General features: G+C 67.5%; 15 protein-coding genes. 6 read left to right on the forward strand and 9 right to left on the reverse strand.

What is annotated here, in order from left to right; genetic code table 11:
- Window positions 1–86 precede the first annotated feature (86 nt).
- The 4 genes from ACWDTS_RS08765 (at window position 87) to ACWDTS_RS08780 (ending at window position 2,756) form a co-directional block, all read left to right on the forward strand.
- The gene (locus ACWDTS_RS08765; RefSeq protein ID WP_450117987.1) at window positions 87–587 is read left to right on the forward strand and encodes an NADPH-dependent FMN reductase; all 501 of its coding nucleotides are present in this window, start codon (window positions 87–89) and stop codon (window positions 585–587) included.
- A complete protein-coding gene (locus tag ACWDTS_RS08770; RefSeq protein WP_197252899.1) occupies window positions 584–1,084 on the forward strand; it encodes a flavin reductase family protein in 501 nt (166 codons plus the stop codon). Before ACWDTS_RS08765 ends, ACWDTS_RS08770 begins: the two co-directional genes overlap by 4 nt.
- Entirely contained in the window at window positions 1,081–2,301 is a 1,221-nt protein-coding gene (ribB, locus tag ACWDTS_RS08775) for a 3,4-dihydroxy-2-butanone-4-phosphate synthase (protein WP_450110186.1), read from the forward strand. Before ACWDTS_RS08770 ends, ribB begins: the two co-directional genes overlap by 4 nt.
- Before the next feature lie 89 nt (window positions 2,302–2,390).
- Window positions 2,391–2,756, forward strand: coding sequence for a VOC family protein (locus ACWDTS_RS08780; RefSeq protein WP_450117988.1), 366 nt, complete (start codon window positions 2,391–2,393; stop codon window positions 2,754–2,756).
- Window positions 2,757–2,846: 90 nt separating this feature from the next.
- Here the strand turns inward: ACWDTS_RS08780 and ACWDTS_RS08785 are convergent, their stop codons facing one another.
- The 8 genes from ACWDTS_RS08785 to ACWDTS_RS08820 form a co-directional block, all read right to left on the reverse strand.
- Window positions 2,847–3,689: a mycofactocin-coupled SDR family oxidoreductase gene (locus ACWDTS_RS08785; RefSeq protein WP_138998041.1), complete on the reverse strand. Its 843-nt coding sequence runs from the start codon at window positions 3,687–3,689 to the stop codon at window positions 2,847–2,849.
- 45 nt (window positions 3,690–3,734) lie between these two features.
- Window positions 3,735–4,061 (reverse strand): putative quinol monooxygenase, encoded by a 327-nt coding sequence (locus ACWDTS_RS08790; protein WP_197252894.1) that lies wholly within the window; start codon window positions 4,059–4,061, stop codon window positions 3,735–3,737.
- A gap of 103 nt (window positions 4,062–4,164) precedes the next feature.
- Window positions 4,165–4,671 carry an Lrp/AsnC family transcriptional regulator gene (locus ACWDTS_RS08795; protein WP_197252893.1) on the reverse strand — a complete coding sequence of 169 codons (507 nt, stop codon included), beginning with the start codon at window positions 4,669–4,671 and terminating at the stop codon, window positions 4,165–4,167.
- 34 nt (window positions 4,672–4,705) lie between these two features.
- Window positions 4,706–5,758 (reverse strand): NAD(P)-dependent alcohol dehydrogenase, encoded by a 1,053-nt coding sequence (locus tag ACWDTS_RS08800; RefSeq protein WP_450117989.1) that lies wholly within the window; start codon window positions 5,756–5,758, stop codon window positions 4,706–4,708.
- Window positions 5,755–7,260, reverse strand: coding sequence for an APC family permease (locus ACWDTS_RS08805; protein ID WP_450117990.1), 1,506 nt, complete (start codon window positions 7,258–7,260; stop codon window positions 5,755–5,757). Before ACWDTS_RS08805 ends, ACWDTS_RS08800 begins: the two co-directional genes overlap by 4 nt.
- 48 nt (window positions 7,261–7,308) lie before the next feature.
- Entirely contained in the window at window positions 7,309–8,490 is a 1,182-nt protein-coding gene (locus tag ACWDTS_RS08810) for an NAD(P)/FAD-dependent oxidoreductase (protein ID WP_450117991.1), read from the reverse strand.
- Window positions 8,487–8,690 (reverse strand): ferredoxin, encoded by a 204-nt coding sequence (locus ACWDTS_RS08815; RefSeq protein WP_138998046.1) that lies wholly within the window; start codon window positions 8,688–8,690, stop codon window positions 8,487–8,489. The genes ACWDTS_RS08810 and ACWDTS_RS08815 overlap by 4 nt, the downstream gene beginning before the upstream one ends.
- 25 nt (window positions 8,691–8,715) lie before the next feature.
- The gene (locus tag ACWDTS_RS08820) at window positions 8,716–9,828 is read right to left on the reverse strand and encodes an aromatic ring-hydroxylating oxygenase subunit alpha (protein WP_450117992.1); all 1,113 of its coding nucleotides are present in this window, start codon (window positions 9,826–9,828) and stop codon (window positions 8,716–8,718) included.
- 222 nt (window positions 9,829–10,050) lie between these two features.
- On the opposite strand from ACWDTS_RS08820, the gene ACWDTS_RS08825 reads away from it, so the two are divergent.
- Together ACWDTS_RS08825 and ACWDTS_RS08830 are read left to right on the forward strand one after the other, a co-directional pair.
- The gene (locus ACWDTS_RS08825; RefSeq protein WP_197252891.1) at window positions 10,051–10,410 is read left to right on the forward strand and encodes a DMT family transporter; all 360 of its coding nucleotides are present in this window, start codon (window positions 10,051–10,053) and stop codon (window positions 10,408–10,410) included.
- Entirely contained in the window at window positions 10,407–10,733 is a 327-nt protein-coding gene (locus ACWDTS_RS08830) for a DMT family transporter (protein WP_197252890.1), read from the forward strand. Before ACWDTS_RS08825 ends, ACWDTS_RS08830 begins: the two co-directional genes overlap by 4 nt.
- Before the next feature lie 105 nt (window positions 10,734–10,838).
- On the opposite strand, the gene ACWDTS_RS08835 is transcribed toward ACWDTS_RS08830, so the two are convergent.
- Entirely contained in the window at window positions 10,839–11,258 is a 420-nt protein-coding gene (locus tag ACWDTS_RS08835; protein ID WP_450117993.1) for a hypothetical protein, read from the reverse strand.
- Between the last annotated feature and the right edge of the window lie 125 nt (window positions 11,259–11,383).

Below are 11,383 nucleotides of genomic sequence, written 5' to 3' on the forward strand. Positions count from 1 at the left end.
CGCCACATTCAGGTCGCATTCCCGACACACACGTCGGGTCGAATACCCGGTGACGGGCGGAACGCCTCGCCCGAAAGGAGATCCACATGAAGGTCACTGTCGTTGCCGGTAATCCGAAGCCCGGCTCCCGTACTCTCGACGCGGCGAATCTGCTGGCCACCGCGCTCACCGGAGAGGCGCCTGACCACGTCGTCGACGTCGTCATCCTCGGTTCGGGCCTGCTCGGGTGGGGCGACGACGCGGTCAAGGAAGCCGTCGAGACCGTCGCCTCGTCGGATCTGGTGATCTTCGCCAGCCCGACCTTCAAGGCCACCTACACGGGCATCCTGAAGCTGTTCCTCGACCAGTTCGCCACCGGAGACGGACTGCGCGACGTGACCGCGGTGCCCCTCATGCTCGGTGCCGGACCTGCGCACGCGATGGCACCGGACCTGCTGCTCAAGCCGGTCCTCGTCGAACTCGGCGCGACCTGCCCGGCGCCGGGCCTGTACCTGATCGATTCCACCTACACCACCGACACCCGGATCGCGGACTACGCCGAACGTTGGTCTGCCGCAGTACGATCCACCGTCCGAACGGAGGCATGATGACCACTCCCACCCTCGACGGCGCTACCCTGCGTCGAGCCTTCGGTCACGTCCCCGCGGGTGTCGTCGCGATCTGCGCCGACACCGGAACCGAACGTCTCGGCATGGCCGCCAGCACCTTCGTGCCCGTCTCGCTCGACCCGCCGCTCGTCGCGTTCTGTGTGCAGAACACGTCGACCACCTGGCCGAAGCTTGCGGCGCAGCCCCGGCTCGGCATCAGCGTTCTCAGCTCCGAACACGACCGCGCGGCCCGCGTGCTCGCCGCCAAGGACGGCGATCGGTTCGCCGGTATCGGCACCGAAACCCGGGACGGCGGAGCGCTGTTCGTCGAAGGCTGTGGTGTCCGGATGGACGTGTCGATCGAACAGCAGGTGCCCGCCGGGGACCACGCGATCGTCGTGCTGCGCGTCCACGAACTGCACTGCGAGGAAGCCGAATCCACGGTTGAGCCGATCGTATTTCACCGCAGCGCATTCCGGAAGCTGGTGGCATCATGAGCCGCATCGAGGCGGCGCTCGACGCGATCCGCGCCGGACGGCCCGTCCTCGTCTCCGACGACGCGGACCGCGAGAACGAAGGTGATGTCATCCTCGCGGCGCACCACGCGACACCGGAATGGATCGCGTGGACCGTGCGGCACACGTCGGGCCTGCTGTGCGCGCCGATGACGGGGGCGCGGGCGGACGCCCTCGACCTGCCCGCGATGGTCGCCGACAACCAGGATCCGAAGCAGACTGCCTACACCGTCACCGTCGACGCTGCCCGCGGCGTCACCACCGGGATCAGCGCCGCGGACCGGGCCACGACACTGCGGGTGCTCGCCGATCCGACCGCGACCGCGCGGGATCTGATCCGGCCCGGACACATCCTGCCGCTGCGCGCCCGCCCCGGCGGAGTCCTCGAACGCCCCGGTCACACCGAGGCCGCCGTCGACCTGTGTGCGCTGGCCGGAGTGCCGCAGGTCGGTGTGATCGCCGAGCTCGTCGCCGACGACGGGTCCATGATGCGGATGCCCGCCATCGAGGACCTCGGAGCCCGCCACGACCTGCCCGTTCTCACGATCGAGGAACTGCGCAACTACCGGGCCGTGCACTCCTTCCCTGCGCCGGTCGTCCCGGCCGGCCGGATCGTGCGCGGCGACGAAACGCTCATGCCGACGCGATTCGGGACGTTCCGGGCCGTCGGTTACCTCGACCGGCACACCGGCGCAGACCACGTCGCCCTGCTTGCGGGGACTCCCAGCGACGGGTCCTTGGTGCGGGTGCATTCGGAGTGCCTGACCGGGGAGTCGTTCGCGTCGCAGCGCTGCGAGTGCGGTCCGCAACTCGACGCCGCGCTCGAACGGCTCGCCCAGGACGGCGGGGTGCTCGTGTACCTGCGCGGACACGAGGGCCGGGGGATCGGACTGCTCAAGAAGCTGGCCGCCTACCGGTTGCAGGACGACGGGCTGGACACCGTCCAGGCCAACCTCGAACTCGACGAACCCGCGGACGGTCGCGAGTACGGCGGTGCTGCGGCGATCCTGCACGATCTCGGGGTGCGGTCGGTGCGGCTGCTCACCAACAACCCCGCCAAGATCACGGGTCTGGAAGACAACGGGATCTCCGTGATCGGCCGTGAACCCCTGCACGTCGGGGTCGTGCCGGCGAACGTGCGCTATCTCGAAACCAAGCGGCGCCGCATGGGGCACATGCTGCCCGCAGCCGAGGGCTGACCGTCGGTATCCGTTCGAAAGCTCCTCGCGATGTTTCGGCCTGTAGTGGAATCGAGCATGACCAGGACGACTCGGCAGGAGTGATCGGCATGCGACCCACCGGCATCACGGCGAATCTGAACGTCCCGGACATCGAGGAAGCGAAGGAGTTCTACACCGACTACCTCGGGCTCTCCGTCGAAGAGATGAACCTGGGGTGGGTGGCGCGGTTCAAGACCCCGGACGGACGTGCCGTCGTCCAGCTCGTCAGTGGCGACGCGACCGCACCGGTCGATTCCGTGCTGTCCGTCCACGTCGGCGATCAGGTCGAAGCCGCCTACGAGGAGGCGCAGCGTCGGGGATTCGACATCGTCTATCCGCTGACGACGGAACCGTGGGGTGTGCGTAGGTTCTTCGTGCGCGCGCCCGACGGTTCCGTCGTCAACATCGTCAGTCACTCGGACGATGCCGGATAAGACGCGCTACCGGAGCGGCTGACGAGAAAGACAGCAGCGCGATGCCGGCATCGCGCTGCTGTCTTTCTCGATTGCGGCTACCAGGGGTGATCAGATCACCGACGACCCACCGTCGACCGGCAGGTTCACGCCCGTGATGAAACGAGCCTCGTCGGAGGCGAGGAAGAGCAGTGCGTTCGACACGTCGACCGGCTCCACCCACGGCGCGGGCAACGCGAGCAGCGTCCCCGACGCCTCGGCGAACTGCTCAGGGGTAACCTCCTCGAGGTCGGGACGGAAGAGCTTGTAGACGGCCTCGTTCTGGATCATGTCGGTGTTGCAGTTGGTGGGCGACACGACGTTGACGCGGATCGAGTGCGGAGCCAGTTCCATTGTGAGCGTGCGCATCAGACCGATGACGCCGTGCTTCGACGCGACATAGTGGCCGAACCGTGCGAAGCCCTTGGCGCCCGCGTCGGACGACGTGATGACGATGGTGCCGCCGCGCCCGCCTTCGACGATGTGCGGGATGGCGGCCTTGCACGTGTTGAACACGCCGTTGAGGTTGACGTCGATGACGTCGTTCCAGTCGCCGACGAGCAGGTCCGGAACCTCGTCGCCGAACTGGAAGATCCCCGCGTTGGCGGCGACGATGTCGAGACGGCCCAGCTGTGCGACCGCGTCGTTCAATCCCGCTGCGAGCCCGTCGTAGTCGCGGACGTCGGCGGTGTAGGAGACGATCTTGCGGCCCTCGGCCTCGACGAGCGCGACCGTCTCGGCGAGATCCGCTTCGGTGGCGGGATGGTAGAACTCGGCGGTGCGACCGACCTCGCCGCACACGTCCATCGCGATGATGTCGGCGCCTTCCTGCGCGAGGCGCACCGCGTGGCTGCGGCCCTGCCCGCGTGCGGCGCCGGTGATGAATGCGACCTTGCCTTCGACTCTTCCGGTCATGTCGACTTCCTTGTCTTGTGTTGCAGCAGTGGATGTTCGGTGGCGTCAGTCGCCGAGGTCGAGTTCGCCCATGCGTGCCCATTCGACGCCGGGGATCTCGGTGTTGAGGATCTGCGGGGTCCGGGCGAGCGCGGGACGCATCGCGTCGAGGCCGGCGCGGAAGTGCTCGGACGCGACGTGTGCGGACCCGGCGTCGCCATCGCGGAACGCCTCGACGAGCACGAACTGGTTCGGGTCGTCCACACTGCGGGACCATTCGAACCACAGATTGCCGGGTTCGGCGCGGGTTGCATCGGTGAAGTCCCGGGTGCGGTCGAGCCAGGTGTCGGCCTCCTCCGGCCGGACGGTGAATTTCACGACGATGAAGATCATGATTCTCCCTGAGAGGGTGGAAAAGGGTGCGGCGCAGCACGAATCGAGCGCTGCCGGCGCCGCAGGGAGTGGGGGAAGGGATTCCGGGATTACGCCCGGTGTGTCACGACAGGTTGTAGCGGTACGAGACCTTGTGCATTTCCAGTTCCATGAACGCTTCGAGGTCGCGGATCCCGCCGAGGGCGGGGATGCGCCGGTGGAGCAGTTCGTGGAGGTGGTCGTTGTCGCGGCACACCAGCTGCATGTAGAGGTCGGCGCGGCCGATGCAGGTGGAGACGTAGGTCGATTCGTCGAGCGCGGTGAGCTCCTGGACCAGCCGGTCCTGCGCGCCCGGTTCCACCTTGATCAGGACGAACGCGAGGACGCTGTACCCGAGGCGGAACGGATCGGCGATCGCGATGACGTTGAGCGCGCCGGACTCCTGCATGCGGCTCGAGCGGATGCGGACGGTTCCCTCGGAGACACCCAGCTCGCGGGCGATCTGCCGGTAGGGCATGCGGCCGTCCTCCTGGAGGAGGCGCAGGATGCCGCGGTCGATGTCGTCGAGACCGTCGCCCGGGTTCTCTCCCGAGTTCTGGTCTCCGTTCGACGGGTTCGGCATCTTGCGCATCCGCTCAGTTTAGGAGATGGTCCGGTGACGCGGGTCAGCCACGCCGACCGTCGAACTCGTCGTCGGGCACGAGCACCGCGCGACCGCGGATCCGGCCGTGGTGCAGGTCGTCGAGCGCCTGCTGGAAGTCGCTGAACCGGTACTTGACCGTGTGCAGCTTGACCTTTCCTTCCGCGGCCAGCGCCATCAGCTCGACCAGGTCGTTGTAGGTGCCGACCAGGTTGCCGACGAAGTTGATCTCGGTGCTGATGATGTCGATGGTCGGCACGTCGAGCCGACCGCCGTACCCGATGACGTAGTACGACCCGGCGCGGCGCAGCATCCCGACACCGGCTTCGATGGCGGTGCCTTCGCCCACGAAGTCGAGGACGGCTTCGGCGCCGTTGCCGCCGGTGAGGTCGAGGACCTGCTGCGTTTCGGTGCCATCGGCGACGACGGTCGCGTCCGCGCCGATCTGCTTCGCCAGATCCAGCGCATCCGGGGAACTGTCGACGACGACGATGCGCGCGGCTGTCATCGACTTCAGGACCTGGATGCCGATGTGCCCGAGACCGCCGGCGCCGATCACCACGGCGGTGTGGCCGGGACGCAGGATCGCGGCGGCCTTGCGCGCGGCGTGGTAGGCGGTGAGCCCGGCGTCGGCGAGTGCCGCCACGTCGGCCGGTTCGAGCGACGGATCGAGCTTGACGACGCTGCGCGCCGAGGTACGCAGGTACTCGGCCATGCCGCCGTCGGTGTCGATGCCGGGGAAATCGGAGTGCGTGCAGTGCACGTCGTCGCCACTGCGGCAGGCCAGGCACAGGCCACACGTGGCGAGCGGGTGCAGGATCACCGAATCACCGACGGCGACGTTGGTGACTGCCGAGCCGATCTCGGTGACGGTGCCGGCGTTCTCGTGCCCGATCGTGTACGGCAGGACGACGGAACTCTTGTCCTTCCACTGGCCTTCGATGATGTGCAGGTCGGTGCGGCACACTCCGGCGCCGCGCACCTTGACGATCACGTCGTGCGGGTCCCGCACGGTCGGCTGGGGCACCTCGTCGAGGGAAGGCTGGGTGTCGTAGGCGTGGACGCGGATGGATTTCACGGGTGGCTCCTGGAATCGGAAACGGGGGCTGGTTCGCTGGATGCGGTGTCGAGGGGCAGAAGTGGGTCGTCGTGGACCCGCCACTCGATCGTCGATTTGTCCTGAATGCGCTGGCGGTAGTACCAGAGCACGCAGGCGATCATGAGAATGCCGATGCCGGTGACGGTTTCGCTCAGGCCGCCGTAGCCGGTCAGGCCCGGGTTGAGGATGCCCACGGCGATCGCGAACGTGTTGATTGCGAACAGGGCGCACGCGATGACGACCCACGGTTTCGCGAGGCGGATCGGACGGATGATGTCGGGGCGGTCGCGGCGGAGCAGGACGAACGCGCCGACCGCGAGGGTCACCGCGGTGAGGTAACCCAGGTTGCTCGCGAGCAGGATCGCGATCGGCTCTCCGAGCACGATCAGGATGATGACGTTGATGAGCATGTCGGTGGTCAGGGCCCGGCCCGGGACGCCGTAGCGGTTGAGCTCGCCCAACTGGCGGATCGTGCCGCCGGACTGCGCGATGCCGTACAGGGATCGCCCGCCGTCGGCGGTCGCGGTCATCATCGCGATGACGAACGCGGCCATCACCGGAACCTGGCCGAGCCACGCATACGAACCGAGAATGTGCTCGAACGCGATGCCGATGTAGTTGACCGGGTTCGCGCCGATCGTCTGCTCGCCGAGGGCGCCGACCACGACGTAGGGCACGAGAATGTACAGGCCCATGATCATCAGGGCGGAGCGGCGCAGCGCGCGGGAGGTGTCCTTGACCGGATCCTTGTACTCGGCGGCGAAGCTCGCGCACACCTCGGTGCCGTAGGTCGTCCAGGCGGTGATGTAGAACCAGACGACGATCACCTTCCAGTCGAACGGCGAGCTCGTGCCAGTCCAGCTCAGGCGGGTGATGTCGAAGTCGGCGCCGGACGACAGGAATGGTCCGACGACGAGGACGGTCAGGCCGATCACCAGCAGGGCACCGGTGATGCGGGCGACGCCGGCGGCGATCTTGATGCCGAAGTAGTTCAGTGCCCAGGCCGAGACGATCGCGCCGATCGCGATGAGATAGGGCAGGCCCAGTTCGTGGCCGATGGGCAGACGGATCGCGATGTCGTTGTCGGGGAAGAACGCCTGCTCGATGAGGGTGCCGAGCACGACACCCTCGACGGACAGCGACAGCGACCAGCCCATCCAGTAGCCGAACGCAGCGATCGCACCGAGCGGCGCGAAGTGGCGCTTCCAGCCTTCGTAGGCGTAGACGGAGATGCCGCCCGAGCGGTCGGGGAACATCGCGGCCATCTCCGAGAACAGGTGGCTCTGGAGGAAGGCGAAGAAGCACGCGACGGCCCAGATGGAGATGGCGGTCCAGCCGCCGATCGCGCCGACGGTGTAGCCGAGCGTGAGGAACAGGCCGATCGGCATGTTCAGGGCGAAGACCATGCCGTCACGCCAGGTGAGCGTGCGGACCATGTGCTCGGGCGCGGGATCGGAACCCGATGTGTCGAGCGAACTCATTGGGTGGCCCCTTTCGAGTTGCCTGATGAGTGGAGGGTACGTCGGCGCTCACGGCGCGGACGAGACCCAGAGTTCGAGGTCGGCGACGGGAGTGCGTGCCGCGATCCACTGGCGGCAGCGGACCATGAGCCGGGGCTGGCCGATCAGGCAAGCACCCGTGAGCAGTCCGTCGCGGGCATACAGGTAGGCGAGGTCGTCGGGATTGCGGGAAAGTACGCGCAGGTCGTCGTGCCCGGTGGTGTCACCGACGATGTCGATGCGCCGCCCGAACTGGTCGGACCACACGTACGTCGCGGCGGTGACGGTGCGCTTGTCGTCGCACGCCAGGTTGTGCGCGACGACCTTGGCCTGTTCGGCGGCCGAGGTCCAGTGTTCGTGACGGTGCGGTGTGCCCGCGTCGTCGGTCCACGCGCAGACGTCGCCGACACCCCACACGTGGTCGCCCGCGCGTCCGGTCGCGTCGCAGATCAGTCCCGCGCGCGTGACCTCGAGACCGCTGCCGGCGAGCCACCCGGTCGCGGGAACCGCACCCACCCCGACGACCACCGCGTCGCACGGCAGCTCGGTTCCGTCGTCGAGGACGACGGACTCGACCGTGGTGGTGCCGCGAAGTCCGGCGACGGCCCGGCCGCACAGCAGGTGCACCCCGTCGGCGCGGGCGATGTCGGCGAGGACCGCTGCCGCGTCGTCGCCGACGCTGCGGGTCAGGGGCACGGGTTCGAGCTCGACGACGGTGACGTCGACCCCGAGGCGCCGCGCCGACGACGCGATCTCGAGGCCGATGAAGCCGGCGCCGATCACGACGAGTCGCCGGGACGCGCGCAGGGCCGTGCGGATGCGCGCGGCGTCGTCGGCGGTGCGCAGGGTGAAGACACCGTCCGGTGCGTCGGGAAAGGGATTGCGGGGCGTGGCCCCGGTCGCGACCACGAGTTCGTCGTAGTTCAGCGAACGGGCATCGGTGTGGACGGTGCGCGCGGCGGTGTCGAGGCGGCGGGCGGTCTCGCCCAGGTGCAGGGTGACCCGGTTGTCCGCGAACCATACCGCGTCCTGGAATGCCGTCGAGGCGGGCTCGTCGTCGAGGAGCACGGACTTGGACAGCGGCGGCCGGTCGTAGGGCAGATGCGGTTCGTCGCCGATCAGGGTGATGTCGCCGTCGAAACCTTCGGCGCGCAGGCCCTCGGCGACGCGGAACCCGGCGAGCGACGCACCGACCACGGCCACGTGCGTCATGACGCCGTCTCCTCGAGTGTGAGGGCGGCCGCGGGGCACGAACGCACCCCTTCCCGCACGTCGGCGAGGCGGTCGTCGGCGACGGTCGCCTCCAGAAGGTCGACCTTGCCGCTGTCACCGAGATCGAAGATGTCCGGTGCCGCGACGACACAGTTCGCGTATCCCTGGCATTTGCCAAGATCCACAAGGATTTTCGTCATCGTTCCGACTTTCGTCGTAGGGAGGTCAGGACGAGAGTGCCGTGACCGCGGTACGCATGAACGACTGCAGCGGGCTCTCGCTGTCGAGAAGGAGGCGACCGGACCGCACCCGGCCCGAGTTGTAGCCGATCTGCTGGATGTCGGTGGCGCGCTTGTCCTCGATGAGGGTGCGGTCCCACATGTCGAGCCATTCCTTCACGACGATCGGGTCGGCGCCCGGCTTGGCGTACATGTCGACGAACGCCCACGACTTCTGCGGCCCGACCGGCTGGATGCTGCCGATGAACCCGACATAGTCGTCGAGCGCGAAGAACGACGACGGGAACGTGAACGCGAACCGGAAACCCTTGAGGCCCTCGGGATCCACGTTCGTGGGCAGCCACTTGATCGGACCGGCGTGCCAGATCGTGTTGTCGGACGAATCGATCGCGTAGTCGTCGGGGGAGGTGTGGTACGTCTTGCCGAAGCTCGTGCTGTGCAGGGTCGGGCAGTGGTAGCACTCGACGGCGTTCTCCGCCCAGAGCTTCCAGTTGCATTCCATGTCGTATTCATAGCGGATCTGGAATTCGTAGTCGCGCAGGTCCGCGTTGAGTTCGTCTGTGCGGGAACGGATATCGGCGGTCACGGTGGCGAGGGGAGCGGCGTTCGGATCCGGGTTGACGAAGATCCACTGATCCCACCGCTCGACGGAGACGGGTTCGAGGGAGATCGTGGAGCAGTCGAAGTTCGGCTCGCGCTGCGAACGCGGAGCCGTCTTGAGCTTGCCGTCGAGGCCGTACGTCCAGCCGTGGTACGGGCACTGGAGCAGCGGCTTGTTGCCGTTCTCCTCGGCGATCGAGTGCAGGCGATGGCGGCAGACGTTGACGAAGCCGCGCAGTTGGCCGTCGCGGCCGTGCGTGACGATGATCGGGATCGCGCCGGCGCGGGTGACCGCGTAGTCGCCGGGCTTGGCGACCGCGGATTCGTGGCACGCGTACTGCCAGGACTTGGAGAAGATCTTCTCCTGTTCGAGCTGGTGGATCTCGGGTGCGTAGTAGAAGGGGGCGGGCAGGGTTTCTCCGGCGTCGAGGTCGGAGAGGAGCCGGTCGACGGAGGGAAGCGCGTAGCGGTCGCGCACGTCGTCGAGGGAAATCGCCACGAGGGGGGTCCTTTCGGTGGGGGAGCACACGGGGCTGTTGTGTGCGTCACATCGAATTGCGTACCAGCATGGGGTCACAGATACGCAATGTCAAGACAATATGCCGAATTGGCTGCGCATTGCGTAAAATCGCAGGTGCTTGAAGGTGGGAATGCGTCGCCGCGACGCGACGCGACTGCGCGGACCCGCGGGATCCGAGAGGAGGGCGGTAGGTTGGCCGGCATGAAATGGTGGTCGCTCGGCGGGGCGATAGCGTGCGAGGTCACCGCCACCCTCTCGCTGCGTGCTGCCACCGACGATCCCGTCTGGTACGTGCTCGTCGTGGCCGGCTACTGCGCGTCCTTCGCGTTCCTCGCCCGCGCGTTGCGGTTGATGCCCGTGGGTGTCGCCTACGGAATCTGGGGCGCCGCCGGCATCCTGCTGACCGCGGTTGCCGCGACCGTCCTCTTCGGCGATCCGATGACCCCGCTGATGGCGCTGGGCATGGCGCTGGTGATCGCGGGAGTGGTCATCGTCGAACTGGGCTCGCATCCCAGAATCGACCCGGTGGACGAACGTGACGACGAGGTCGCGGCACGGTGACCTGGCTGATTCTCGCTGCGGCGATCGTTGTCGAAGTGGCAGGCACGATCTGCCTCAAGTTGTCCGACGGTATGGCCCGCACCCGCTGGGTCCTGGCGACCGTCTCCTGCTACGTCGTCGCATTCGGGCTCGTCGCACTGGTGCTGGCGCGGGACGTTCCCGTCGGCGTCGTGTACGGCATCTGGGTTGCCTGCGGGGTTGCGCTCACGGCAGTCCTCGGACGCCTGCTGTTTCGGGACCCCCTCACTTTCCGCATGGTGATCGGCATTGCCCTGATCATGGCGGGAGTTGTTGCGATCGAGGTCGGTTCGCACTCCGCGTGAGGGTTACCGGAGCGGCTGACGAGAAAGGCAGCAGCGCGATGCCGGCATCGCGCTGCTGTCTTTCTCGACTGCGGGTCGTGCAGGGCGCGGCGGTGACCCCGATCGTCACGACGATGCGCGCACCGAGCGGGACATCCGCGGCCGTCCGGCCTTGACCAGCCCCGCCGCGACCACGATCTGGCCGACCATAGGCGACGTCGGCAGCGCGAGCAGTTCCCAGCCCGTCGACGCGTAGCCCAGCGCCCACACGACGATGGCGGCGGCCAGCGCCACGGTCGCGACCTGCCCGAGTGTCATGAGGTTCGCGGCCCAGTTGCGTGCGCGCTGTTTCACGAGAGTCACCGATCCAGCGATCACTCCGGCGACCGCGCACGGTAACCCGATCAGGGTCGGGAGTCCCAGCGCGAGTCCGGTATACGGGCCGACATCGACAACCCCGGAGAAGACGAGCTGCGGTACGGCGATCACCCACATCGGCACGGTGCACAACACCGAGACGACCGACACGGCCCAGAGTGTTCTCATCGCACCAACCTAGCCGAAAGATGCCCTACTGCACGGGATGACGACCGCGAGTAGGCGGCGAGGTTCGGAGCGTTTCCAGAGCCGCAAATGAGAAAGACAGGCGCGCGCGACCGGCATCGCGCTGC

The organism is Rhodococcus sp. NPDC003383, assembly GCF_053589115.1.